Annotated in this window: 23 protein-coding genes; 14 read left to right on the forward strand and 9 right to left on the reverse strand. The window is 64.8% G+C overall.

The window, feature by feature from the left end; all coding sequences use genetic code 11:
- Window positions 1-140 precede the first annotated feature (140 nt).
- Window positions 141-974: an NRDE family protein gene (locus ACJ70B_RS01805; RefSeq protein ID WP_408958705.1), complete on the forward strand. Its 834-nt coding sequence runs from the start codon at window positions 141-143 to the stop codon at window positions 972-974.
- Between the two features lie 72 nt (window positions 975-1,046).
- Window positions 1,047-1,397 carry a MarR family transcriptional regulator gene (locus tag ACJ70B_RS01810; RefSeq protein WP_254763968.1) on the forward strand — a complete coding sequence of 117 codons (351 nt, stop codon included), beginning with the start codon at window positions 1,047-1,049 and terminating at the stop codon, window positions 1,395-1,397.
- A 21-nt stretch (window positions 1,398-1,418) separates the two neighbouring features.
- Here the strand turns inward: ACJ70B_RS01810 and ACJ70B_RS01815 are convergent, their stop codons facing one another.
- From ACJ70B_RS01815 to gatC, 4 genes are all read right to left on the reverse strand, one after another.
- Window positions 1,419-2,219, reverse strand: coding sequence for a formate/nitrite transporter family protein (locus ACJ70B_RS01815; protein ID WP_408958706.1), 801 nt, complete (start codon window positions 2,217-2,219; stop codon window positions 1,419-1,421).
- 132 nt (window positions 2,220-2,351) lie between these two features.
- The gene (locus tag ACJ70B_RS01820) at window positions 2,352-2,765 is read right to left on the reverse strand and encodes a hypothetical protein (protein WP_408958707.1); all 414 of its coding nucleotides are present in this window, start codon (window positions 2,763-2,765) and stop codon (window positions 2,352-2,354) included.
- An 80-nt stretch (window positions 2,766-2,845) separates the two neighbouring features.
- On the reverse strand, window positions 2,846-4,120 hold the full coding sequence (gatA, locus tag ACJ70B_RS01825; protein ID WP_408958708.1) for an Asp-tRNA(Asn)/Glu-tRNA(Gln) amidotransferase subunit GatA: 1,275 nt from the start codon (window positions 4,118-4,120) through the stop codon (window positions 2,846-2,848).
- Window positions 4,121-4,122: 2 nt separating this feature from the next.
- Complete coding sequence (gene gatC / locus ACJ70B_RS01830; protein WP_408958709.1) at window positions 4,123-4,401, reverse strand: Asp-tRNA(Asn)/Glu-tRNA(Gln) amidotransferase subunit GatC; 279 nt, start codon at window positions 4,399-4,401, stop codon at window positions 4,123-4,125.
- A gap of 193 nt (window positions 4,402-4,594) precedes the next feature.
- Here gatC and ACJ70B_RS01835 point away from each other — a divergent pair, with 193 nt between their 5' ends.
- The 9 genes from ACJ70B_RS01835 to ACJ70B_RS01875 all read left to right on the forward strand — a co-directional run bounded on the left by ACJ70B_RS01835 (window position 4,595) and on the right by ACJ70B_RS01875 (window position 13,069).
- On the forward strand, window positions 4,595-5,572 hold the full coding sequence (locus tag ACJ70B_RS01835; protein ID WP_408958710.1) for a transcription initiation factor IIB: 978 nt from the start codon (window positions 4,595-4,597) through the stop codon (window positions 5,570-5,572).
- 167 nt (window positions 5,573-5,739) lie between these two features.
- Window positions 5,740-5,865 carry a hypothetical protein gene (locus ACJ70B_RS01840; protein ID WP_408958711.1) on the forward strand — a complete coding sequence of 42 codons (126 nt, stop codon included), beginning with the start codon at window positions 5,740-5,742 and terminating at the stop codon, window positions 5,863-5,865.
- Window positions 5,866-5,920: 55 nt separating this feature from the next.
- Entirely contained in the window at window positions 5,921-6,841 is a 921-nt protein-coding gene (locus ACJ70B_RS01845) for an alpha/beta fold hydrolase (protein WP_408958712.1), read from the forward strand.
- Between the two features lie 136 nt (window positions 6,842-6,977).
- Window positions 6,978-7,652, forward strand: coding sequence for a helix-turn-helix domain-containing protein (locus ACJ70B_RS01850; RefSeq protein WP_408958713.1), 675 nt, complete (start codon window positions 6,978-6,980; stop codon window positions 7,650-7,652).
- Window positions 7,653-8,055: 403 nt separating this feature from the next.
- Window positions 8,056-9,771 carry a 4Fe-4S ferredoxin N-terminal domain-containing protein gene (locus tag ACJ70B_RS01855; RefSeq protein WP_408958714.1) on the forward strand — a complete coding sequence of 572 codons (1,716 nt, stop codon included), beginning with the start codon at window positions 8,056-8,058 and terminating at the stop codon, window positions 9,769-9,771.
- A complete protein-coding gene (gene nrfD, locus ACJ70B_RS01860) occupies window positions 9,768-11,120 on the forward strand; it encodes an NrfD/PsrC family molybdoenzyme membrane anchor subunit (protein WP_408958715.1) in 1,353 nt (450 codons plus the stop codon). Before ACJ70B_RS01855 ends, nrfD begins: the two co-directional genes overlap by 4 nt.
- A complete protein-coding gene (locus ACJ70B_RS01865) occupies window positions 11,117-11,425 on the forward strand; it encodes a hypothetical protein (protein WP_408958716.1) in 309 nt (102 codons plus the stop codon). Before nrfD ends, ACJ70B_RS01865 begins: the two co-directional genes overlap by 4 nt.
- Window positions 11,426-11,560: 135 nt before the next feature.
- Entirely contained in the window at window positions 11,561-12,652 is a 1,092-nt protein-coding gene (locus ACJ70B_RS01870) for a P-loop NTPase (RefSeq protein ID WP_408958717.1), read from the forward strand.
- A gap of 90 nt (window positions 12,653-12,742) precedes the next feature.
- Window positions 12,743-13,069, forward strand: coding sequence for a cupin domain-containing protein (locus ACJ70B_RS01875; protein ID WP_408958718.1), 327 nt, complete (start codon window positions 12,743-12,745; stop codon window positions 13,067-13,069).
- 31 nt (window positions 13,070-13,100) lie between these two features.
- On the opposite strand, the gene ACJ70B_RS01880 is transcribed toward ACJ70B_RS01875, so the two are convergent.
- Both ACJ70B_RS01880 and ACJ70B_RS01885 read right to left on the reverse strand, forming a co-directional pair.
- Window positions 13,101-14,210, reverse strand: a complete 1,110-nt coding sequence (locus tag ACJ70B_RS01880; RefSeq protein ID WP_408958719.1) for an asparagine synthase C-terminal domain-containing protein — start codon at window positions 14,208-14,210, stop codon at window positions 13,101-13,103.
- Between the two features lie 16 nt (window positions 14,211-14,226).
- On the reverse strand, window positions 14,227-14,910 hold the full coding sequence (locus ACJ70B_RS01885) for a PHP domain-containing protein (RefSeq protein WP_408958720.1): 684 nt from the start codon (window positions 14,908-14,910) through the stop codon (window positions 14,227-14,229).
- A gap of 174 nt (window positions 14,911-15,084) precedes the next feature.
- On the opposite strand from ACJ70B_RS01885, the gene purL reads away from it, so the two are divergent.
- Together purL and ACJ70B_RS01895 are read left to right on the forward strand one after the other, a co-directional pair.
- On the forward strand, window positions 15,085-17,292 hold the full coding sequence (purL, locus tag ACJ70B_RS01890; RefSeq protein WP_408958721.1) for a phosphoribosylformylglycinamidine synthase subunit PurL: 2,208 nt from the start codon (window positions 15,085-15,087) through the stop codon (window positions 17,290-17,292).
- Window positions 17,293-17,454: 162 nt separating this feature from the next.
- Window positions 17,455-18,042: a HalX domain-containing protein gene (locus ACJ70B_RS01895; RefSeq protein WP_408958722.1), complete on the forward strand. Its 588-nt coding sequence runs from the start codon at window positions 17,455-17,457 to the stop codon at window positions 18,040-18,042.
- Here the strand turns inward: ACJ70B_RS01895 and ACJ70B_RS01900 are convergent.
- The 3 genes from ACJ70B_RS01900 to ACJ70B_RS01910 form a co-directional block, all read right to left on the reverse strand.
- Complete coding sequence (locus ACJ70B_RS01900; protein ID WP_408958723.1) at window positions 18,039-19,910, reverse strand: PAS domain-containing protein; 1,872 nt, start codon at window positions 19,908-19,910, stop codon at window positions 18,039-18,041. The genes ACJ70B_RS01895 and ACJ70B_RS01900 overlap by 4 nt on opposite strands.
- A 188-nt stretch (window positions 19,911-20,098) precedes the next feature.
- Window positions 20,099-20,545 carry a UPF0179 family protein gene (locus tag ACJ70B_RS01905; protein ID WP_408958724.1) on the reverse strand — a complete coding sequence of 149 codons (447 nt, stop codon included), beginning with the start codon at window positions 20,543-20,545 and terminating at the stop codon, window positions 20,099-20,101.
- A 75-nt stretch (window positions 20,546-20,620) separates the two neighbouring features.
- The gene (locus ACJ70B_RS01910) at window positions 20,621-21,052 is read right to left on the reverse strand and encodes a DUF5820 family protein (protein ID WP_408958725.1); all 432 of its coding nucleotides are present in this window, start codon (window positions 21,050-21,052) and stop codon (window positions 20,621-20,623) included.
- Window positions 21,053-21,672: 620 nt separating this feature from the next.
- Here ACJ70B_RS01910 and ACJ70B_RS01915 point away from each other — a divergent pair.
- A complete protein-coding gene (locus ACJ70B_RS01915; RefSeq protein WP_408958726.1) occupies window positions 21,673-23,745 on the forward strand; it encodes a PrkA family serine protein kinase in 2,073 nt (690 codons plus the stop codon).
- The last annotated feature ends 6 nt before the right edge of the window (window positions 23,746-23,751 follow it).

Raw genomic sequence — 23,751 nt, forward strand, 5'->3', positions numbered from 1 at the left:
GCAGCTAGGTCCTCAAGTACCCTTTGCCTCGAACCCCGATACAGAGACGTTCTCATACCTCGTCGAGCAGTCACGACGGGGGACCGAATGCGGATTCCGCCAGAGCGGAAGTTAAGACGCTGGCGTGCCTACAGCGAGCCGTGTGTACGCTCACCCTCGCCTGGCAGGTGTTCGACGATGCGCCGGTCGCGGTCGCCGCCAACCGCGACGAGGCGCTCGGACGGGAGTCGACGCCGCCCGCGGCCTTCGGCGACGAGCCGCTGATCGTCGCCCCTCGCGACGCCGCGGCCGGTGGGACGTGGATCGGATACAACGAGCACGGCGTCTTCGTCGGACTCACGAACAAGTGGACCGACGCCGACCTCGCCGGCGAGCGCTCGCGGGGACTGCTCGTCGCCGACGCGCTCGAGGCGCGGTCCGCCGCCGACGCGGCGATGATCGTCGAGGACGCGGTCGACGCCGACAACTACGACGGCTTCTATCTCGTCATCGCCGACACGGCGGACGCGTTCTGCTACGCGTGGGACGGGTCGCTCTCCCGGACCGAGTTCGATCCCGGCGTCCACGTCGTGGTCAACGTCGCGGTCGACGACGCGGTCGACGTGCCGCCGATCCGGCCGGACGCCGGTCGGGAACAGGCGGCGAACGCAAGAGCGGTCCGCGAGACGCTCGCGGCGAACCCCGACGAGTCGGCAACGGAGTGGCTCGAGCGGGCGGGCGACATCCTCGGCGATCACGAGTACGGCGTCTGCATCCACCGAGACGGGTTCGGCACTCGGTCGTCGTCGCTGATCGCGCTCGGTCCCGAAACGAGACGCTACGCCTTCGCGCCGGGACCACCCTGTCGGACGGACTACGAGCCGGTGGCGGTCACAGCCGAGGCCGAAGCCGAGACCGAAACCGGTTCCGGGGTCGACGCTGCTGACAGGGCCGCGGGCGACGAGTCGGCGGTCGACGGGGAAGGGCACATTTAAGCGGCTCGCACCGTCTTGTATGGATATGGACGCACTCCTGCCTGTCGCGATGCGCACGGAGAGGTGGTCGCCGTGAGCGTCTCCGCGGCCGAAGCCGAGCTCACCGAGGACGAGCGCGCCGGCCTCGAACTCGTCCGCGAGTCCGGCGGCATCCACCAGAGCGACTTCTGGAAGGAACTGGACGTCTCCTCGCGAAAGGGCAGCCGGATCGTCGAGTCCCTCGTCGAGAAAGAACTCGTCGACCGGGAGGAGACGATTTACGACGGACACAACACCTACTACATCGCACCGACGGCCCGCGACCTCGATTTCACCCTTCTGATGGCCGGCGACATGCTCTCGCCGTTTATCGGCGAGGAGGAGGTCGATCCCAACAGCGATGCCTTCTCGCAGTGGATCATGAACCTCGCGTACGAGGAATAGCCGGTTTTTCACGGCGCTTGGTCACGATTCGTCCCCGTCGTCCGATTTCCGTGCACCCCGCACCTGGGCGACGTGAGTGAGCGTCACCAGTCCCAGCCCGCCGACGAAATTCCCCGCGGTCGCGATCGCGATCGTCTCGAGCAGCGTCCCGTACGTGATCCGGGGGTCAAAGAGCATCCCGAAGAAGACGTGAATCGCGGTGACGATCACGTGGTCGAAGGGGCCAAGTGCTAACAGGAAGCCGACGATGTAGGCCAGCGTGATACGACTGCCGACGGTATCGACGCCTTCTAACAGAAACGATAGCATGCTCACGAGTGCGCCGCCGACGATAGCGCTCGCGAACATCGCTCGCCTCGGACGATGGACGATCTCCTCGGCGGTTCGACCCAGCGCGTGTTCCGTCCCCGGCGGCAGGACGCCGTCGACGGCGAAAACGAGCGCGAAGAGAAACCCGCCGACGAGGTTGAACACGAACGTAACGGTCCACAGCCGGAGGAGCGGCCCGAGCAGCCACGATCCGTCCCGATCGGCCGCTGTCGCGGCCGGATCGAAGAAATTCTCGTTGAACAGTTCCGTTCGCCCGACGACCAGAAAAACGACGCCGACGCCGAACGCGAGCGCCCCCGCGATATGCGCGACGACGCCGAACTGCGGTTCGACCAACGCGTCGACGACGCCCAGCGCGGCGATACCGAAGACGATTGTGAACCCCGCGATGAAACTCGTCGAGACGAGTTCGAGCAGCGACTGCTCGAGCCGTCGGTCGCCTTCCTCGATCGCTCGGTCGAATATCTCTTCAGGGTCGGGAGCGACGGGCACATCTCTAATATCCGCTTACTGATAGAAAAGCGACGGACATGAATACGCCACGGCTCTCGACGCTCTGATTGGTCGCTCGCGTGGTGACGGACGGACGCACCGTCGGCCCCGCCGACGGGTTGACGATGCGAGCTATTCGTAGGGATCGAACCGCTCGATGAGAACGAACGGATCGCGTTCGCGGTTGTAGTACGAAACGTCGCCGTCGATGGCTTCGATGAGCCGTCGGTGGACTTCGCGCGCGGCCCGACCCTCGTCGGGCTTTAGGTGGTGGCGACCGCGCATATCGGTCCAGAAACCGCCGTCGAGCCAGAGCAACGTCTCCGAGTTCGACTGGTAGACAACCTCGCCTTTCTCTGTCAGCCCGTCGATCGCGAGCTGGCGGCCTGAAAGCTGGGCACGAGCGAGGACGGCGATGAGCTGCCGACGCGACACCGGGGCGTGCAACGCGACGTCGTCGATCGTCTCATCGAAATACGCCTCGACGAGGTCACACGCCCTCGAGAATTCGTCGAATTCGACTGCTTGATCCTGTGCGATATTCATGAGAGTCGTCCCGAGCTACGCGTTCGGTATGGGCACTGTTGTCAGGTGCGTATAAAAATGTATCCGTCGTCAAACGAGCGTCAGGGGAGCGCGCTCGCGGCCCGAATCAGGTCCGCTTCGCCGAAGGCGGGGCCGACGAGTTGGAGCCCAACGGGGAGACCGTCGGTCTCGCCTGCTGGCACCGAAATCGCGGGTAGATCCGCGAGGTTGACCGGCACGGTGTTCGCGTCGGCGAGATAGAGCTGGAGCGGATCGTCGAGACTCTCGCCGAGTTCGAACGGCGGCACCGGCATCGTCGGGCTGGCGAGCACGTCGGCCTCCGAGAGCGCCTCGTCAAAGTCCTGCTTGACCCACGCGCGGGCATCCTGAGCCTTCTTGTAGTACTTGTCGTGATAGCCCGCCGAGAGCGCGTAGGTTCCCAGCAGGATGCGGCGCTTGACCTCGTCGCCGAAGCCCTCCTCACGGGCCCGGGCGAACGCCTCGTTCCAGTTGCCATCGTAGCCGCCCGACTGGCCGTAGCGGACGCCGTCGAACCGCGCGAGGTTCGAGGAGGCCTCCGACATCGCGATCACGTAGTAGGCCTCGACGGCGTGTTCGACCGACGGCAGTGAGACCTCGTGGTACTCCGCACCCCGGGCCTCGAGCTCGTCCAACGCCGCCCAGAACGTCTCGACGACGCCCTCGTCGGCTCCCTCGAGCAACTCGGTGGGGACGCCGATAGAGAGTCCGTCGACGTCGCCGGTTGCGGCGTCGGCGTAGCGCTCGCCGTCTTCCAACGGCGTCTCGTGCGTGGTCGCGTCCCGGTCGTCGCTGCCGGCGATCACGTCGAGCAGTTCGGCCGCGTCCTCGACGGTCTCGCCGAAGGGACCGATCTGCTCTAAACTGTTGCCGTAGGCGACGAGGCCGTACCGCGAGACGAGGCCGTAGGTGGGCTTGATGCCGACGACGCCACAGAAGGCGGCCGGACAGCGGACCGAGCCGCCGGTGTCGGAGCCGAGCGCGAGGTCGGCCTCGCCCGCGGCGACGGCGGCCGCCGAACCGCCCGAGGAGCCGCCGGGAACGTGGCCGGGCGCGGCCGGGTTGTCCGTGGAGCCGAAGTAAGATGTCTCGGTGGTCGTTCCCATTCCGAACTCGTCCATATTGGCCTTCCCGACGATGGTTGCGCCGGCCTCTTTCAGGCGTTCAACGACTGTCGCGTCGTAGGGCGGGACGTACTCGGCGAGCATCTTCGAGCCGCAGGTCGTCCGGACGCCCTCGGTGGAGATGTTGTCCTTGACTGCGACGGTCGTGCCCGAAAGCGGGCCGTCGGCTGCGCCTTCGATCCGTTCTTCGGTGATGAAAATGTTGTCCGACATGATCAGGAGACGTTCGGCCCTTTGAAGTAGCCGTCCTCGGTTTCCGGCGCGTTCCGGAGCGCCTCCGCGCGCTCGAGCGAGGGCCGTTCCTCGTCCGGCCGCATCACGTTCGCGAGGTCGGCCTCGCGGTCGACTTCCGGCACCTCGTCTAACGTCTCGAAGTACTCGAGGATGTCCGTGAACTGCCCGGTGAACCGGTCGACCTCGTCGTCGTCAAGGTCGACGCGGGCCAGCTCCGCGACATGGCGGACCTCCTCGGGACTGACGGCGTCGTCGCTCATACGTGTTCGCACCGGCCACCGGAGAGTAAGGGTTTCGATACCGCTGGCACGGCCAGCGACCGCCGCTTCACCGCCGATCGCGGGAGTGTACGACGCCACGCCCTGAAACGACCGCAACTCCCAAGTGATCTCGGTCCACAATGAGCCGCGAGAGAAGCGTTTTCCAGCGATAGGTCCCCCTGTTGCGCTGACAATGACAGACTCCACCATCCGAACGCAGAGCGAGGAGCGATGTCAGGCCGAGTCCGAGACGGCAACCGAGACCGCAGCCGAGCGCGAGCAGTGCCCAGAGTGTGGCGGCCGGCTGGTCTCCGATGCCGAGCACGCCGAGACGGTCTGTGAGGACTGCGGTCTCGTCGTCGAGGAAGACGAGATCGACCGCGGTCCCGAATGGCGTGCGTTCGACGCCGCCGAGAAAGACGAAAAGTCCCGCGTCGGTGCACCTACCACGAACATGATGCACGACCAGGGGCTCTCGACGAACATCGGCTGGCAGAACAAGGACGCCTACGGTCGGTCCCTGAACTCCCGCCAGCGTCAGAAGATGCAACGGCTGCGAAAGTGGAACGAGCGGTTCCGTACCCGCGACTCGAAGGAACGCAACCTCAAGCAGGCGCTGGGTGAGATCGATCGAATGGCCTCCGCGCTCGGCCTCCCCGAGAACGTCCGCGAAACGGCTAGCGTGATCTACCGACGCGCACTCGAGGATGATCTCTTGCCTGGCCGGTCGATCGAGGGCGTCGCGACGGCGTCGCTGTACGCCGCCGCTCGTCAGGCCGACACTCCGCGTAGCCTCGACGAGATTTCGGCCGTCTCCCGCGTCGAGAAAGACGAAGTCGCCCGGACTTATCGCTACGTAATCCGAGAGCTCGGCCTCGAGGTTCAGCCGGCCGATCCAGAGCACTACGTGCCTCGGTTCGCCAGCGAGCTCGACCTCTCCGACGAGACCGAGCGTCGTGCTCGCGCTCTCCTGTCGACGGCCAAGGAGACGGGTGCTCACAGCGGGAAGTCGCCGGTCGGCCTCGCGGCCGCAGCGGTGTACGCCGCCGCCCTGCTGACCAACGAGAAGGTCACCCAGAACGAGGTTGGCGAGGTCGCCAGCATCTCCGAGGTCACCATCCGCAACCGCTACAAGGAGCTGCTCGAGGCCGAAGAACAGACCTCGGTTTGAGACGGCCACCCACTCGTCTCGCCGCTGCCGTACCGGCAGATCGCACCCGATATCGCTTCGGAACCGCCCCCTCAAGACGATATTACTCAGTCCCAATACGTCACTAACCGCCGCCCCGATCGGCTAACGAGGGCATAGTCAAAAGTACCGTCGTGAATCGGTCGCATATGAACTGCGACAACTGCCAGTCCGACGACGTCGCGTATACCCTGACGACCCACGTCGACCCCGGTGACGGCAAGCAGGTCGACCTCCACTTCTGCTCGACCGATTGCCTACGCGTCTGGACGTGAGTCGCGGCTTCCGAACCGACCGAACCGATACCTGCCCGCAACGGAAGCGACCGACATGACCCGGCAGTCGGAACCGACGACCACGAGTGAGACCGGCCGGCCGCTACTTCCGTCTGGGATCGACGCCGCGTCGACCGAACGGACCGTCAACGGCGTCCGACTACACGTCGTCGCGGCCGGCGACGAGGCGGCCCCGCTAGTCGTCTTGTTACACGGCTTTCCCGAGTTCTGGTACGGGTGGCGAGCGCAACTCGAGCCGCTCGTCGCGGCCGGTTACCGCGTGCTCGTTCCCGATCAACGGGGGTACAACCGTAGCGAGAAGCCGGACGGAGTCGGCGCGTATCGAACCCGCGAACTCTCGCGGGACGTCGTCGACCTGATCGCGTCCGAAGGCCATGACCGCGCACACGTCGTCGGCCACGACTGGGGCGGGATGGTCGCCTGGGACCTCGCGCGTCGATTCCCCGAGCGCGTCGATCGGCTCGCCGTCGTCAATGCGCCGCACCCGACCGCCTACCTGCGACAGCTCGTCGCGAGCCCCGAACAGCTGCGCCGGAGCTGGTATGTCGCCTGGTTTCAGCTGCCGTGGCTTCCCGAGGTCGTCTGCCGGTACCACGACTATCGCGTCCTCGAGCGAGCACTTCGAGAGACGGCCGCGCCGGGGACCTTCTCCGATGCGGACGTGGCTCGCTACCGTCGCGCCTGGAGTCGGGACGGCGCAATCACTGGCATGCTCAACTGGTATCGAGCGGCCGCCCGATATCCTCCGCAGCAGTCGACTGCTCGGATCGATGCGCCAACCCTCGTCGTCTGGGGTGAGGCCGACACGGCGCTGCTTCCCTCGCTGGCGGTCGACAGCGCGATGTTTTGTCAGACCACCCGGCTCGAGGTACTGCCCGAGGTGAGCCACTGGGTGCCCCACGAGGCACCCGAGTGGCTGTCCGACTCGTTGCTCGAGCACCTCGGCGAGCCGTAATCTCCCGTGGGACTCGCCCCATCCGCGTCGACGCTCCCGATCTCCGCCGTCCTCGAGGACGGTATTCCCACAGTGCTGGAATTCGACGAACATATTCGTCGCCACCCGTATGTAGATTCGATCGGAACACGCTCGTATGGCTCACGCGACCCTCACCCTCACGATGCCCGAATCGATCTGGATCCAGCAAGTGTCGACGGCGTATCCGGAGGCGACCTTCCGGGTGCTCGCGGCCGTGCCCGACGCCGAATCCGGCTTCGCCCTCGTCCGAATCACCGGTCCCGAGGTCCCCGAGGTCGTCGACGCGATGGACGACCACCCCCAGATCACCGAACTCTCGCTCGCCCAGTGGAGCGACGACGAAGCGACGGTCCACTTCGAGACCACCACACCGCTTCTGTTGTTCTCTTCTCGCGACTCAGGGATGCCGATCGAACTCCCGGTCGAGGTTCGAGACGGCGAAGCGACCATCGAGGTTACCGGCTCCCGCGAGCGGCTGGCCGAACTCGCCGAACAACTCGAGCACTTCGGGCTACAGTACCGGATCGACCACGTCCGCGAACGCCTCCACGAGAGCCAGTTACTCTCGGAGCGCCAGCTCGAGGTTATCACCGCCGCCGTCGAGGAGGGCTATTACGATACCCCGCGTCGTTGTTCGTTGACCGAACTGGCCGGCCACCTCGATATCGCCAAGTCGACCTGCAGCGAGACGCTCCATCGGGCCGAAGAGGCGATCGTCAAGCGGTTTGTCGAAGAACTACCCGATGCCAGTGGCGAGGAGTCGCTCGAGGAGCGGCTTGCAAGTCCCTAAGCGAGGCCGCTGTTGCTCGTCTCGGTCGACGACTGCTTCGGGATGTCGCCACACCATCGTTCACCCGTCGCGTAGATCGGCCGGCGTCGATCCCGTCGATAGCGGGCCGTTCCTTCAAGTAGGTCGCTACTGACGGTACTCGTAATGCGAATAAGCGAGCGGCGCTCTCGCCGACTCCGTCGGTCGCCGGACCGGTCACCAGAGTCGCTATCTGGCGGACTGCTCTACTTATACTAGCGAACACGTTCGCATCGATTCTCACGCGCTGGAAATCGGCTCTATCCTTCATCCGCGTTCGGTTGTGAGGGGGGGAATGAGGATCCACAAATGAACGATTTCAAGTGCATGCCGTCGAGTACCTCCGGCATGACACCAGTGTCATATTCAGAGGTGTTCTGATCTAATGAGTACGGACGACGAATCATTCCACCCGCTCGGTGCGGAGTGGGAAGACGAACTCGAGTCGATGCTCGACGATACCGAGTACGACAGCGAACTCGGTATGGAGATGGCCCAGGACGCGATGCGAGTCACCAAGGGCGAGCTCTCCGAGGCCGAATTCCACGACCGCTATCACGAGGACGTGATGGAGGAGTTCGGCGAGGACGAGCGCCCGACCAAAGAGGCCTACGAGGCCGCCCAGGAGGAGACCAAAGGGACGGTCTCCCGCATGCTCGACGCCTTCGACGGCGACGGCGACGAGAGTCGCCGCGAAGCGATGAAAAAGATGGGCGTCGGCGCGGCGGCCGTCGGAATGGGTGCGTTCGGGACCGTCGCTGAGGGCCCCGAAAACCCCATGTCCGCCGAATCCAGCTCGCATACGGAGACGAAAGAGAAGCCCGATACTCAGTGGGGGATGACGATCGACCTCGAGCGCTGTGACGGGTGCCTCTCCTGTATGCAGGCCTGTACTGACGAGAACCAACTGGACAAGGGAGTCAACTGGATGTACGTCATGGCCTGGGAGGACGAACTCCACTCCTCCGGCGGGCACGGCGGCTCCGGGGGACACGGCGGCTCCGGTGGCAACAGTTCCGGGGGCGGATCCGGTGTCTACACCGACTTCAACATGGGGAGCGACTTCAATATGCTCGTTCGACCGTGCCAGCACTGCACGGACGCCCCCTGTGAGAAGGTCTGTCCGACGACGGCCCGGCACACCCGCGACAAGGACGGGTTGGTGCTGACCGACTACGACGTCTGTATCGGCTGCCGGTACTGCCAGGTTGCCTGTCCCTACGGCGTCAACTACTTCCAGTGGGACGACCCCGACGTGGCGTACGAGAACATCCCGGAGAAATCGGACCGAATCCCCGACGACGCCGATCCGGAAACCGTCACTGAGGCCAAATACGAGTACGGCCAGCGCTGGGTCGACGCCCGTGCTCCCCGCGGCGCGATGAGTAAGTGCGTCTTCTGTCCCACTATGCAAGACGGCAAGATGGGCGAAGACAAGGTCGGGACGACGGCGTGCGAAGAGGCCTGTCCGCCGAACGCGATTCAGTTCGGTAACGTCAACGACAAGAAGAGTGATGCGTCCCAGCACCGCGATCACCCGGCCAAGAGCCGCGCAGTTGTACACCTGACCAACGGCACCGAAAGCACCAAATCCGCGCCGTCGCCGGATCTGGTCAACAGCACGCTCAGTCAGGACGACGATGTCGAGTCCGCGATCGAGAAGATCGACAGCGAGAGCAACGGCTCGTTCGACGAGGGCGTGCTCGGGGTCATGAAAGCGATCGAGATCGTCAGCGAGGGTCTCAAGCCCGGCAACGAAGAGAACAACAGCATTCTCCGACAGCAACAGGAGGTGCTCGCCTCCGTCGAGGCGATCGAACAGTACGTCAACCTCGAGAGCGAGGCGGCGCTCGACGAACTGCAACTCGGCGAGGGAAGCCAGCAGGACGCACAGTTCCAACTCGAGCAGTACGCCGGCGACCCCAGCTCGTTCAAGCTGCTCGAGGACGTCGGGACGCACCCGAACGTCACGTACCTCGGCCAGGAACCCGGACCGGAGGCCGAACAGGTCGAAGGGCCGACTGCGTACGAGGAACTAGAGGGTATCGTCGACAAGCGCCAGACGGTTATCGATGACGAGACCGTCGGGTGGCAGCCATGAGCACGAAGACGCCGTCCGAGGAGGACATCCTCCGTCCGATCAACTCGCTCACGAAGAAGTACTTCATCGTCTACGGTATCGCGGCCCTGGGCCTCGTGGCCTTCCTCATCGCCTGGGCCTATCAGCTCAAGAAAGGGCTCGTCGTCACCGGTCTCGGTGACTGGGGCTCCGGTGGCGGTGCGACCTGGGGGCTGTATATCGGCGCGTTCATCTGGTGGGTCGGCGTCGCCCACGGGGGGATCATCCTCTCGGCTGCCGTCCGCCTGCTCGGCATGGATCGATACATGCCGATCGCCCGGATCGCAGAGATGACGACCATCGGTGGCCTCTCGGCCGCCGGCTTCTACATTCTGGTCCACATGGGTCGACCGGACCGGATGGTCACGAGCGTCATCGGCCACTATCACATTACGGTTAACAACTCGCCGCTGGTGTGGGACGTGACCGTCATCACGGCCTACTTCGTGCTGTCGGCGACCTATCTCGGGCTGACGCTGCGCTACGACATCAACCGACTGCGAGACGATCTTCCCGATCACTTCGAGCCGATCTACAAGATCATGACGATCGGCTACACCAAGGCGGAAGACGAGGTCATCGATCGGATGGTCTGGTGGCTCGCAGCAGCAGTCATCATCATGGCCCCGCTCTTGCTTCACGGCGGTGTCATTCCGTGGCTGTTCGCCCTACTTCCGGCGATGCCCGCCTGGACGGGCGGCATTCAGGGCCCGATGTTCCTCAGTATCGCGCTGATGTCGGCGATCAGTGGCGTGATCATCATCTCCTACTCGTTCCGCCGTGCCTACAACTGGGACCACATCATCACGGATGACATCTTCCGCGGGCTGCTCCTGTGGCTCGGGTTCTTCACCCTGCTGTTCCTCTGGTTCCAGCTCCAGTTCGTCCTCAACGGCGTCTATCTCGGCCCGCTGGCCAATGCACACGCCGCTGAGGCGAAACTTGGCAACCCGCTCTATCAGATCGCGATGACGATGATCTTCCTCACGCTCGTGTACATCTTCGTGCAGGGTATCCGTCCGTCCCTGTTCAGTAAGAAGCGGGCACTCGTCGCCAGCGGTGCGATCCTCGCGGGGACGCTGACCGAGAAGGTGCTCTTCGTCGTCGAAGGGTTCATGGACCCCCTGTTCAACATCTACGCCGCGACGCCCGGGGAGTACTTCCCGAGCGCGATCGAACTACTGTCGCTCGTCGGCACGACTGCGCTGGTCGCACTTTTATTCCTCAACCTCTCGAAGCTCGTCCCAGTGGTTGAGCTTCACGCGATCGAACACCTGCGTGGCGACCACGAGCACAGCCACGAAACCACTGAAACGGAGGTGGAAGCATGAGCACCACACAAACGATCCTCTCGACGCTCCTGTACCACGGCTACGACGGGACGAAGGGCCTCACCGGCTTCGCCAACGAGGGGACCTACGTCATCTTCGCCATCATCCTGGTGCCGGTCTACATCATGCTCGCGGCCTGGTTCCTCGGTGAACCCCGCGACACGAAGACCGGACTCCTCGGCGTCGGGTACCTCGTCGGTCTGACGACGTCAATGTGGGTTGGGATGTTCGTCCTGACCGTCCTGATCGGTGTCGTCTTCTATGGCGGTCCGCCGGAGCCGATCAGTAGCGTCGGCCCGCCGTAACCGCGCCGTATCGCAGCCGATTATCGAAACGCCGATTTTCATTTTTCACAACAAACCTCGAGTCGTATCGTTCGAATCTCGAACCATCACACGTATCCCGTTCCGTACCCTCCATTCGGCTAGCACACAGCCACTATGAGCATCACAGAACACGAACTCGAAATTAAACTCGAGGGCATCGAGGATCCCGACATCGGCGAGGACATCGTCTCGCTGGGACTGATCAACGACGTTACGATCGACGACGAGACGGCCCGGATCTCGCTCGCGTTCAACACTCCGTATGCACCCTCCGAGCTCGAGCTCGGCAACCGCATTCGCGACGTCATCGAAGAGTCCGGTCTCGAGCCCGACCTGCGAGCTCACGTCGACGAGGAACATGGCTTCGACGACGAGGTCCTCCCCCGCGTCCGAAACGTCATTGCCGTCTCCTCCGGGAAGGGCGGTGTCGGCAAGACGACGGTCGCGGCCAACCTCGCCGCCGGCCTTCAAAAGCGCGGTGCGATGGTGGGCCTGCTCGACGCCGACATTCACGGACCGAACGTGCCCCAGATCCTCCCGCCGGAGAGTGATCCCGGCGTCACGCCCAACGAGGAGATCGTCCCGCCCCGCTCGGATGGCGTCCGCATCATCAGCATGGGGATGATGATGGAAGACGAAGACGACCCCGCCATCCTTCGAGGGCCGATGGTCAACAAGTTCATGATGAAGTTCCTCGAGGGCGTCGAGTGGGGCCGCCTCGACTACCTCATCGTCGACCTGCCGCCGGGGACCGGCGACGCGACGCTGAACCTGCTGCAGTCAATGCCCGTGACTGGATCGGTCGTCGTCACGACGCCCCAGGAGATGGCCTTAGACGACACACGCAAGGGGATCCAGATGTTCAACAAGCACGACACGTCGGTGCTGGGCGTCGTCGAGAACATGAGCTCCTTCGTCTGTCCGTCCTGTGGCGACCAGCACGGGCTGTTCGGCACCGGGGGCGCTGACACTATCGTCGACAAATACGACGTGCCGCTGCTGGGTCGGATCCCGATCCATCCTGACTTCGGGGCCGACGGCAGCATGGGCGCGCTCGTCAAGAACGACGACAGCGAGGTCCAGGAGTCTCTCGAGGACGTCGTCGGCGAGGTCGCCGACCGGATCGGCGAGATGAACCGCCGAACCGTCTCCAAGAACGTCGAGCACGAACCGGCGAACAAGCTGCCGACCGAGACGGAAGACTGATCGGCCGGTCTGTCCACTGTCTGTCGCCTCTATTCTCTCCCGTTCTCGTCCGCCCCTGCCGTTTTGGTGTCGGCCGTCGAACTGACGCGTATGCTCGACAACTATGCCGACACGACCTCCGACCTCGAGCCGGGCGACGGCGAGATCGAAACCGCAGAGCTGGTCGTCACCGACGACGCCCTCGTGAAAGCGTTCGCCCTCGGCCCCGGCGCGGAACTCGAGGCCCACGAACACGCGACGAGCACGAACGTCTTTCACGTCCTCGAGGGGACGGTGACCGTGATTCAGGGCGACGAGCGCGAGCAGGTCGACGCGCCCGGCGTCATCCACCACGAGCGCGGCGTCGCTCACGGCGCGCGAAACGAAACCGACGAGACGGTGGTCTTCACCGCGAGCCTCTGTCCGATGCCCTCCTGAGCGGGCGCAGGCGGATCGTCCGAAAATCAGTTCATTGCGTTCCGTCCGCGAGCAGCGACTCGATATACGTCGAGACGTGGTCGTCCATCCGGCGCTTGTAGCCGGCCTGACGAGCGAGCCGGTCGAGTTCGCGGGCGACGAGGCTGCCGTACTGGACCGCCTTCTTGTCCCGCTCGGCGACCTCGCCCGGCAGGTGACGGGCCGCGACTCGCCGAAAGCCGCGTTTCCGTTCGTCCTCGTCGGCCAGTAAGTCGTCCGGCAAGCGCAACGCGGCCTCGACCACGGCGTCGTGGAGGAACGGCGCGACCGGCTCGAGGTCCGTCGCCCCGATCGTCAGCACGTCCCGCGGGAGTTGCTCGGCGAGGCTGGCTATCTGTTCGCGGACGGCTCCCCGAACCGTCTCGGCCTCGACGCGGTGATCGAGGCGGACGACCTTCTCGTAGCCGCCGAACAGTTCGTCCGCGCCCTGCCCGACCGCGAGCGCGTCGAAGCCGTCTGCCGCGACGCGCTCGCCGACCAGATACAGCGGCAACGCGATCTGGACGTCCATCGCGTTCGTCCGGCCGGTCGCCCGCGCTACCTCGGGGACGGCCCGCTCTAAATCGGCCGGCTCGAGCTCGATCACGGTCAAATCGCGGCCCATTGCGTCGGCGGCGGTCCGCGCGGCCGCGACGTCGTGGCTGTCGGGAAAGCCGACGACGTACAGCGGCGCGTCGAGCAGTTCGGCGACCAGCGCAGAGTCGACGCCGCCGGAGAACGCGACGGCGATCTCTCGACTGTCTCGTCGAACGGTCTCGGCCGCCGTCTCGATGGCGTGCTCGAGGGCCTCGAGTGCGTCGTCTCGGTCCGGTTCCGGCTCCGGCTCAGGCAGCGTCCAGCGTGACTCTCGTCCGGAAACGGGATCGTCGACCGGCGCGGTCGTGCCGGCCGGAACCAGCCGTGGCTCCGCGAGCGTGGACGGCTCGAACGCCCAGTCGGGACTCGCGTCGTCGACGAACAGCGGCACGCGTCCGAGGACATCTCGAACGAGGCGGCCGTCGAGTTCGCCCGCGAAGCCGGCCGTTCCAGGCAGCGGGTCGCCCCGATCGAGTGCGTCGCGAACGGTCGCCGGTTCGGCACCGCGTAGCGTCGCGTCGGTCATGAGTGGTGTCTCGAGGTCATCGGAACAGTTTAAAAACGTGGCTCAGTCGTCGCGTGACGCCGCCGGCGAACTGCCGGACGCTGATGCGCCACGGCGTTCGCTTTCCCTCCACGGTCGTCCGGCCGTCGGCGATCGCCTCGAGGATCGCAGCGGCCGTGCGCTCGTCGGCGTCGACGCGGGTGACCGCCTGGCCGACCATCTCGCTGATGTGGGCGTCGCTGCCGGCGGTCATCGGTAACTCTCGTGAGCGCGCGTAGCGCTCGGCCTGCCGGTTCGCTCGCCCGGTAAAGAGTCGGGAGTTGTAGACCTCGATCGCGTCGCCCTGCGCGAGCTCTTCGCGCGAAACCCGGGCCATCACGCCGTGTCGAGACTCCTGAAACGGATGAGGGATCACCGCCAGTCCGTCTTGCTCGTGGATCGCCTCGAGCGTCGATTCGAAGGAGAGTCCGGGCGGGACGGCCTCCTCGAGCCCCAGCCCGAGGACGTGGCCGGCCTTGCTCGAGATCTCCATCCCCGGAATGCCGATTAGGCCGTAGTCGGGGGCGCGCTCGACGGCCTCGAGGCTCGCATCGATCTCGTCGTGGTCCGTGACCGCGATCGCGTCGAGACCGACGGCTTCGGCCTGCTCTAAGATGAGCTCGACCGGGTCGCGGCCGTCGTAGGACAGCGACGAGTGCGTGTGGAGTTCGACCGACAGCACGAGCGTACGTTTTGGTGGCCTGATCAAAAACGGCTCGATCCTCGCAGAGCCGGTCCCATCATCGCCGTGACTCGAGTCGGTGGCGGATTGATTTCGGCCCGTCCGACCGCCCGTCTGATGCACGAACGTGCATATAGAAACCCATTTACCGGCCGGCTTTCATCACCTAGGTGAATGAGTCTTGCCGATTCGGACCGCGAACTCGTCGTCTCGGAGCTCGAGCGGGAGCCGACCCGGGCGGAGGCGGCGCTGTTCGAGAACCTCTGGAGCGAACACTGCGCGTACCGCTCCTCGCGACCGCTGCTGTCGGCGTTCGATAGCGAGGGCGAGCACGTCGTCGTCGGACCGGGCGACGACGCGGCGGTCGTCGCGCTTCCCGACAGCGAGAGCGAAGACGGGACCGGGAGCACGTACATCACGATGGGGATCGAGAGCCACAACCACCCCTCCTACGTGGACCCGTTCGACGGCGCGGCGACCGGCGTCGGCGGTATCGTCCGGGACACGCTCTCGATGGGCGCGTACCCGATCGCGCTCGCGGATTCCCTGTACTTCGGCGAGTTCGACCGCGAGCACTCGAAATACCTCTTCGAGGGCGTCGTCGAGGGGATCAGCCACTACGGCAACTGCATCGGCGTCCCGACGGTTGCCGGCAGCGTCGACTTCCACCCCGACTACGAGGGCAATCCGTTGGTCAACGTCGCCTGCGTCGGTCTGACGAACGAGGAGCGCCTCGTCACCGCCGAAGCCCAGGAACCGGGCAACAAACTCGTCCTCGTCGGGAACGCCACCGGTCGCGACGGGCTCGGCGGCGCGAGCTTCGCCAGCGAGGATCTGGCGGAGGACGCCGAGACCGAAGACCGGCCCGCGGTTCAGGTCGGCGATCCCTACGCCGAGAAGCTGCTCATCGAAGCCAACGAGACCCTCGTCGACGAGGGCCTGCTCGAATCGGCCCGCGACCTCGGTGCTGCCGGTCTCGGCGGGGCCTCGAGCGAGCTGGTCGCCAAGGGAGACCTCGGTGCAGAGATCGACCTCGAGCGGGTCCACCAGCGCGAACCGAACATGAACGCCATGGAGATCCTGCTCGCCGAGTCTCAAGAGCGGATGTGCTACGAGGTCGAGCCCGACAACGTTGAGCGCGTCCGCGAAATCGCCGAGCGGTTCGATCTCAGCTGTTCGGTCATCGGCGAGGTCACCGACGGCAACTACGTCTGTACCTTCAATGGAGAGACCGTCGTCGACGTCGACGCGTACTTCCTCGGCGAGGGCGCGCCGATGAACGACCTCGAGACCGAGCCGCTGCCCGAGCCGCAGACAGAGTTACCCGATGTCGACCTCGAGGAAGCGTTCGACGCCGTGGTCTCGAGCCCGAACACGGCCTCGAAACGGTGGGTCTACCGCCAGTACGACCACGAAGTCGGCGTGCGAACGAGCGTCGGTCCGGGCGACGACGCGGCCGTTATCGCCGTTCGTGAGGCGAGCGCGGAGCCACGTTCCGCGGATAACTCGAGCGGCGATAGCCGCGAGAGCGGACAAGGGCTCGCGATCTCCTCGGGTGCCGCGCCGAACTGGACCGACGCCGCTCCCCGAGAGGGTGCTCGCGCGATCGCCCTCGAGAACGCGACGAACATCGCGGCTAAGGGCGCGACGCCGCTTGCCGCGGTCGACTGCCTCAACGGCGGGAACCCGGAGAAGCCTGACGTCTACGGCGGCTTCACCGGGATCGTCGACGGCCTCGCGGAGATGTGCGAGATGCTATCGACGCCGGTCGTCGGCGGCAACGTCTCGCTGTACAACGACTCCGTCGCGGGGCCGATTCCGCCGACGCCGACGCTCGCGATGGTTGGCGCAAAGGAGGGGTACGACGCGCCGCCGCTGTCGGTCGAACCCGAAGGCGATCTCGTGCTCGTCGGCGATCTGGGACTCGAGGCCGGTGACGCTCGACTCGGCGGCTCCGAGTACCTCGCGCAGTTCGACGGCAGCGACCGGTTCCCGGAACTGCCAGACGACCCCGCGGCTCTGATCGAAGCGCTCGCGACCGTCGCCGACGACGATACCACGCTGGCCGTCCACGACATCAGCCACGGCGGACTCGCCGTCTCGTTGGCCGAGATGGTCACCGACGAGGCCGGCCTCGCGGTCTCGATTCCGGACGATGATCCCGCGGGCGCGCTGTTCCACGAACAGCCCGGCCGTGCGCTGATCCAGACCGAGTCGGTCGCGGCCGTCCGCGAAGCGTTCGACGGCGTCGCGCCGGTCGTCGAACTCGGGGCCGCGACCGACGACGGACGGCTCACGATCGAGCTCGGTGGCCGGACGATCGAAATCAACGCGGCTGCGATCCGCGACCGCCGCGCGACGATCGAACGCGACCTCGAGTAACGGCCCGCTCGAGCGTGACCGCGATCGAAACCGTCCCGTGATCTCTGCGACGGAACCGTCGACCGATCGAAACCAGCCAGCCGGTGTCGCTAGATTGTCCGGTATATTGATATGCATTCGGTACAACTCGTCCAACGAGTCGATCGTACAGGAGGACCCTCGATGCCCACCGATACCCCGTCCGTTCTGATCGTCGAAGACGAGCCCGACCTCGCGAACCTCTATACGGCGTGGCTCGCCGAAGAGTGCCACGTCGAGACCGCCTACGACGGCAACGAAGCGCTCGAGGCCATCGACGAGGAGACCGATATCGTCCTGCTGGACCGACGGATGCCCGGCCTCTCGGGCGACACCGTCCTCGATACGATTCGAGAACGGCAACTCGACTGTCGGGTTGGGATGGTGACGGCGGTCGAACCGGACTTCGACATCATCGAGATGGGGTTCGACGACTATCTCGTCAAACCCGTCTCGAAGGACGAACTGGTCGCGATCATCGACCAGCTAGTGTTACGGTCGACATACGACGAGCAGTTACAGGAGTTCTTCGCGCTCGCTTCGAAGAAAGCGCTGTTGGACGACCAGAAGACCGAGGCCGAACGCCGCTCTAGTCAGGAGTACGCCGAACTCAAGGATCGACTGGCCGTCCTCCGCGTCCGGGTCGACGATACGATGAAGGAACTCCTCGAACGGGACGGCTATCGACAGCTCTGTCAGGATATGGCCGGAGAGTCCGTCATTTCGGACTAGGTCGGCTCCTTGAGGCGCTCCTCGAGCGTCGTCACGCCCCGGATTTCGATTCGCGTCCCGCCGTTGGCACCGTTCGTGACCGTACAGTCCCAGCCGTGGGCCTCGCCGATGGCGCGGACGAGTGCGAGCCCGAGTCCGTCGATCGCGGTGTCGTCGTCCGCGGTCGGGTCGAGGACGCGATCGTGGGCGGTCGGCGGAATCTCGGCGGCGTCGTCGAGCAGGAAGAAGCCGCGACTATCGCCATCGTCGAACCCGACGAGGCCGATCTGGATCGTCACGTCGCCCTCGGCTCGTGCGGCGGCGCTGTCGAAGGCCGTCTCGAGGAGGTGGACGAACCGGTCGGGATCGGCCCGGAGTGTGGCCGCGGCGTCGATGATGACGTTTCCGTCGTCGACGTCCGATTCGGCGACGGCGTCCTCGATAGCCGACTCGAGACGGAGCCGGTTTCGAGTGCCAACGGCCGTCGCGTTACGGGCGAATTCCCGAACGTCGTCGACGAGCCGTTCGGCTCGGTCGAGAGTCGTCTCGACGGTGTCCTCCGCGAGCGGGAACTCCCACTTGTCGGCGACGTCGTCCTCGAGCGCGTCGGCGACGACGTCGAGTTGGCGTTGCAGGTCGCTCGAAAGCACCTCGGCGACGGCCTCGAGCCGCTCGGTCTGGCGCTCGAGGTCGGCGGTTCGATCCTTGAGGACCCGCTCGCGCTCGGCTCGATCGAGCGCGGCCCGCGTGTTTTCGACCAGCGTCGAGATGAGGTCGACGTCTGTCTCGTCGAACCAGTCCGGAGCGAACGAGCCGGTCATGAGCACGCCATGGGCACCGATCGGTGCGATGATCTCCGAGCGAAGCGGCGTGTTCCGATTGTAGAGGCCGTCGACCGTCTCGAGGTCGTCGAACAGTTCGATCTCGCCGGCCTCGAAGACGTCCCAGACGAGCCCTTCGCCGGGATTGAACCGCGGTAGGCCGCCGAACTCGTCGTGTGCGCCGGCAGTGCCGGCGACCGGCTCGAGGTAGCCCTGTTCCTCCTCGAGCAGCCAGACGCCGCTGATGGGGAGGTCGAGTAAGTCGCTCCCCGCATGGACGGCGATCGCACAGATCTCTTCTGGGTCGTCGGACTCCAGCAACCACCGGGTGACCTCGTGCAGCGAGGTGACGACGCGGTCGTATTCGTGGCGGTCCGTGACGTCCCGGACGACGACGGCGACGGTCGCGACGTCGTCCTCGATCGGGACGAACCGGAACTCCCCCATCCGGTCGTCGCCGTCCGGACCGGTGTAGGGTAACTCGAGCTGACAGCGGGCGGCGGTGCCGATATCGACGTCGGTGATCGCCCGGCCGATCTCGACGGCGTCCTCGTCGGCGATGCCGGCCAGTTCGGTGAGCGTCTCGACGTGGTCACCGACGAGCGCCGATCGATCCACGTCGAGGATCGACTCGGTCGCGCCGTTGACGGTGACGATCTCGCGGTTGCGATCGAGCGTGACGACGGCGTCGCGGACCGCCTCAACGACGGCCGCGTGCTGGGCCAGCGTCGTCTCCTGGGCGCGTCGCTCGGTAACATCGCGCATGTAGACCGTGAGCCCGCTCTCCGAGGGGTAGGCCCGCGCTTCGAACCAGGTCTCGAGGCGAGTGTGGTAGATCTCGAAGGAAACCGGCACTTGCTCGTCCATCGCGCGGTGGAACCCGTCGGGGAACTGCGTCTCGACGGTCTGTGGGAACTCATCCCACATGACACGGCCGATCAGTTCCTCGCGGTCGCGTTCGAGCAGCGTCTCGGCGCGGTCGTTGAGGTAGGTGAACCGAAAGCCAGTGTCGAGCGCGAAGAACGCGTCGGTGACGCGGTCGACGACCGGGACCGATTGTAGTGTCACGGCTCGCCACCCCCACCCATCTTCGAAGTCGATCCCCCTTCGTTCGCACGGTAATCACCGCTCGCGGCCGGTAGTATCATCGACGGAGAGTTACTACATAGTTCGTAAACACCCTATTTCAGTGTCGCGGCCGAACGACGGACGAGTGGTTACAGAGCGAGAGCGCAAACTGGAAGGCGAGGACGGGGTCAGTCGTCGGTCTCGAGTTCGACGACCTCGAGCGAGCGGTCGAGGTGACAGACGTCGTGTGGCGGGTCGCCGACGATCTTTTGAATACGATATTCCTCGTCGAACTCGACGCCGTCCGGCTCGCAGTACTCGTGGCTCGGGCACTCGACGTACGGGCAGGGGCCGGGGAGGCTCGTCTTGCTGCCCGCGAAGGCACCCTTCGACGTGATGTTTGCGCGTACGGTTGCGGGTTCGACTTCGACGGCACGGACGCCGCCGTCGTGCATGGCACACTCGAGCGTCTGTGCGTTCTCACGGACGGACGTGACGCGGTACTTCGTACCGGGAGAGAGGTTGAGACACTGACTGCGGTAGGGACAGCCGGCGCAGGCGTCGGCTTCGCCCTCGTAGACGAACTCGGTTCCCGGTTCGGCCAGCCGGGAGCCGATGAGCGTAACGGTCGACATACGAACCGATACTCGCCACTGGCGGTTAAGCGTCACGTCCCAGACGGACCGTCCAGCGCGCCGAGTGTGGCGGCGTCACGCTGTAGTATCGTCACCGGTGAGCTCGTCGAGTCGTTCGAAGTACTCTTCGCGAGGAACTTGGTATAGCGCTCGGTAGTCGACGTCCCCGGCGTCAAACTCACGCGCGAGGGAGACCGTTCGCTCGAGGGCCGCCTCGCGGGTCGGGTATCGTAGTGTCTCGTTCAGCGAGACGTCCGGCTCGAGATAGAGCGTGACGAACCAGTCCGCGGAGTCGGCGGTGTCGGCCGGATTGAGTCCGGGGCGGCGAGTTCGCTTGCCGTGAGTGAGATACAGCGTCGGCAGGCAAGGAGCGGGGAACGCCGCGGCGTCGAAGACGTCGGGCCGGTAGGCGAGAACGAGTCGCCCGTCTTCGCCTCGACTCCAGACGTTCCAGCTGTCCGGTAGTCTCGAGCGGTCCAGTGCGCCGTCCGCGTCCGAGTCCGACATAGATGGGGATAGGATCGGAGCCCCTATATCCTCGTCGTCGCGGTCGCGCAGTCGAGAGGACGCACGCGGAGTCGATACCGAACCGATCTGGTTCGTTCACTGCACCGTCGCGCGAGCGACGGCACGGCGCGCGCGAGTCGACGTAGCCACTGCAGGCCGTCGACTTATCTCGTACTCGTCCGAATGTGGGGTGTGGTAGCGAGTATCGCTATAGAGTTATTGCAGTATTTGCCTGAAATGAAGTCCCACCAAATACCTTTTGGGGCTAAGGCTAAGTAGCTGGATTACTCACTCATTAAATACTATCGGTATCCGTTTGCCGGACCGATCCACTCCGCGTCCGTCCCCGGCGCACCGTTGCTCGAGACTGCGAGCGGTCATCGCGCAACGGAGAGTGGTGATGGATGACACATGACTCGTCTCATAGACGCCGCCCGCGAAAGGGTCACGCTCCCGGGCGCTCGCTCGAGGAGCCTGACGACTACGACGCGGTCGCGACGAGTGATGCGAGGCGACGGATCCCGACGGTTCGGCTTCAAGACGCTACGGTCGGTCGAACGACGGCCGCTTTCGCTCCGTGCGACGGACGACCGCAGACGGGGGAACCCACCAACGATACCATGACCGGTGACATCGAGACACTCGAGCAGCTCAGTACGGATTACAAGGAATCGATGCCCGCAGACCTGCGGGAGACCAAGTCCTTCGACTGGTACTTAGAGGAGGTGTACGAGGACCCGAAGGTGGCCCGCAACGCCCACCAGCGCGTCGCGGACATGTTCGACTACTACGGCACCACCTACGACGAGACCGAGGGGATGGTCGAGTACCAACTCGCCAGCGAGGATCCCCTTGGCGACGGCGAGAACACCTTCTACGGGAAGGTGATCCACCAGTCGATCCACGAGTTCGTCAACAAGGTGAAGTCTGGTGCCAGGCGGCTCGGCCCCGAACGCCGGATCAAGCTCCTGCTCGGTCCCGTCGGCTCCGGGAAGTCCCACTTCGACAAGCAGGTTCGGCAGTACTTCGAGGACTACACGCTCCGCGACGACGGGCGGATGTACACCTTCCGCTGGATCAACCTCTGTGACGTCATCCAAGATCAGGACCCGGCCGACGACACCGTCCGATCTCCGATGAACCAGGACCCGCTCGTCTTGTTGCCCTTAGAGCAGCGCCAGCGCGTGATCGACGATCTCAACGAGAACCTCGACGCACCCTACACGATCCAGAACGAGCAGTCGCTGGATCCCGAAAGCGAGTTCTACATGGACAGACTGCTGGCCTACTACGACGACGACCTCCAGCAGGTCTTAGAGAACCACGTCGAGATCATCCGCTTTGTCGCCGACGAGAACAAGCGCCAGGGCCTCGAGACCTTCGAGCCGAAGGACAAGAAGAATCAGGACGAGACCGAACTGACCGGCGACGTCAACTACTCGAAGATCGCGATCTACGGCGAGAGCGACCCGCGTGCGTTCGACTATTCCGGAGCCTTCTGTAACGCGAACCGCGGCATCTTCTCCGGCGAAGAGCTGCTCAAACTCCAGCGCGAGTTCCTCTACGACTTCCTCCATGCGACCCAGGAGCAGACGATCAAGCCCAAGAACAACCCCCGGATCGACATCGACCAGGTGATCGTGGGCCGCACCAACATGCCCGAGTACAAGGACAAGAAGGGCGACGAGAAGATGGAGGCCTTCAACGACCGCACCAAGCGGATCGACTTCCCGTACGTCCTCTCCTACGAGGACGAGGCCAGCATCTACGACAAGATGCTTTCCAACGCCGACGTCCCCGACATCAACGTCGAGCCCCACACCCTCGAGATGGCGGGGCTGTTTGGCGTCCTCACGCGCATCGAAGAGCCCGACACCGAAACCGTCGGGCTGCTCTCGAAGGCCAAGGCGTACAACGGCGAGATCGACGAGGGCGACGACATCGACATCAAGAAACTCCGCGACGAGGCCGAGGCCAAAGCCGAGATCGGCGAGGGCATGATCGGCGTCTCGCCGCGCTTTATCGGCGACGAGATCGCCGAGGCCATTATGGACTCGAAACACCGACAGCGCGGCTTCCTCTCGCCGCTGACGGTGTTCAACTTCTTCGAGGAGAACTTAGAGCACCACGGCTCCATCCCGGAGGACAACTTCGAGAAGTACTACCGCTACCTCGAGACGGTCCGCGAGGAGTACAAAGAGCGGGCCATCGAGGACGTGCGCCACGCGCTGGCCTACGACATCGACGAGATCCAGCGCCAGGGCGAGAAGTACATGGACCACGTCATGGCCTACATCGACGACGATACCATCGAGGACGAACTCACCGGTCGCGAGCAAGAGCCCGACGAGACGTTCCTGCGCTCCGTCGAGGAGAAACTCGACATCCCCGAGGACCGCAAGGAGGACTTCCGCCAGGAGGTCTCGAACTGGGTCAGCCGTCGCGCCCGCGAGGGCGAGGCGTTCAACCCGCAGGACAACGAACGCCTGCGCCGCGCCTTAGAGCGCAAGCTCTGGGAAGACAAGAAACACAACATCAACTTCTCGGCGCTGGTGTCTGCAAACGAGTTCGACGACGACGAGCGCTCCGCGTGGATCGACGCGCTGATCGAACAGGGCTACTCCGAGGGCGGCGCAAAGGAGGTGCTCGAGTTCGCCGGCGCCGAGGTGGCCAAAGCCGAGATGGAAGACTGACATGAG

The sequence above is a fragment of the Natrinema sp. 74 genome (assembly GCF_046097095.1).
Lineage (GTDB): Archaea > Halobacteriota > Halobacteria > Halobacteriales > Natrialbaceae > Natrinema.

Excerpts from the sequence above, each read along its gene's own strand:
- ACJ70B_RS01820 (WP_408958707.1), bottom strand. The coding sequence starts at position 2,765 with ATGAATATCGCACAGGATCAAGCAGTCGAATTCGACGAATTCTCGAGG.
- gatA (WP_408958708.1), bottom strand. The coding sequence starts at position 4,120 with ATGTCGGACAACATTTTCATCACCGAAGAACGGATCGAAGGCGCAGCC.
- gatC (WP_408958709.1), bottom strand. The coding sequence starts at position 4,401 with ATGAGCGACGACGCCGTCAGTCCCGAGGAGGTCCGCCATGTCGCGGAG.
- ACJ70B_RS01835 (WP_408958710.1), top strand. The coding sequence starts at position 4,595 with ATGACAGACTCCACCATCCGAACGCAGAGCGAGGAGCGATGTCAGGCC.
- ACJ70B_RS01840 (WP_408958711.1), top strand. The coding sequence starts at position 5,740 with ATGAACTGCGACAACTGCCAGTCCGACGACGTCGCGTATACCCTGACG.
- ACJ70B_RS01845 (WP_408958712.1), top strand. The coding sequence starts at position 5,921 with ATGACCCGGCAGTCGGAACCGACGACCACGAGTGAGACCGGCCGGCCG.
- ACJ70B_RS01850 (WP_408958713.1), top strand. The coding sequence starts at position 6,978 with ATGGCTCACGCGACCCTCACCCTCACGATGCCCGAATCGATCTGGATC.
- ACJ70B_RS01855 (WP_408958714.1), top strand. The coding sequence starts at position 8,056 with ATGAGTACGGACGACGAATCATTCCACCCGCTCGGTGCGGAGTGGGAA.
- nrfD (WP_408958715.1), top strand. The coding sequence starts at position 9,768 with ATGAGCACGAAGACGCCGTCCGAGGAGGACATCCTCCGTCCGATCAAC.
- ACJ70B_RS01865 (WP_408958716.1), top strand. The coding sequence starts at position 11,117 with ATGAGCACCACACAAACGATCCTCTCGACGCTCCTGTACCACGGCTAC.
- ACJ70B_RS01870 (WP_408958717.1), top strand. The coding sequence starts at position 11,561 with ATGAGCATCACAGAACACGAACTCGAAATTAAACTCGAGGGCATCGAG.
- ACJ70B_RS01875 (WP_408958718.1), top strand. The coding sequence starts at position 12,743 with ATGCTCGACAACTATGCCGACACGACCTCCGACCTCGAGCCGGGCGAC.
- ACJ70B_RS01880 (WP_408958719.1), bottom strand. The coding sequence starts at position 14,210 with ATGACCGACGCGACGCTACGCGGTGCCGAACCGGCGACCGTTCGCGAC.
- purL (WP_408958721.1), top strand. The coding sequence starts at position 15,085 with ATGAGTCTTGCCGATTCGGACCGCGAACTCGTCGTCTCGGAGCTCGAG.
- ACJ70B_RS01895 (WP_408958722.1), top strand. The coding sequence starts at position 17,455 with ATGCCCACCGATACCCCGTCCGTTCTGATCGTCGAAGACGAGCCCGAC.
- ACJ70B_RS01905 (WP_408958724.1), bottom strand. The coding sequence starts at position 20,545 with ATGTCGACCGTTACGCTCATCGGCTCCCGGCTGGCCGAACCGGGAACC.
- ACJ70B_RS01910 (WP_408958725.1), bottom strand. The coding sequence starts at position 21,052 with ATGTCGGACTCGGACGCGGACGGCGCACTGGACCGCTCGAGACTACCG.
- ACJ70B_RS01915 (WP_408958726.1), top strand. The coding sequence starts at position 21,673 with ATGACCGGTGACATCGAGACACTCGAGCAGCTCAGTACGGATTACAAG.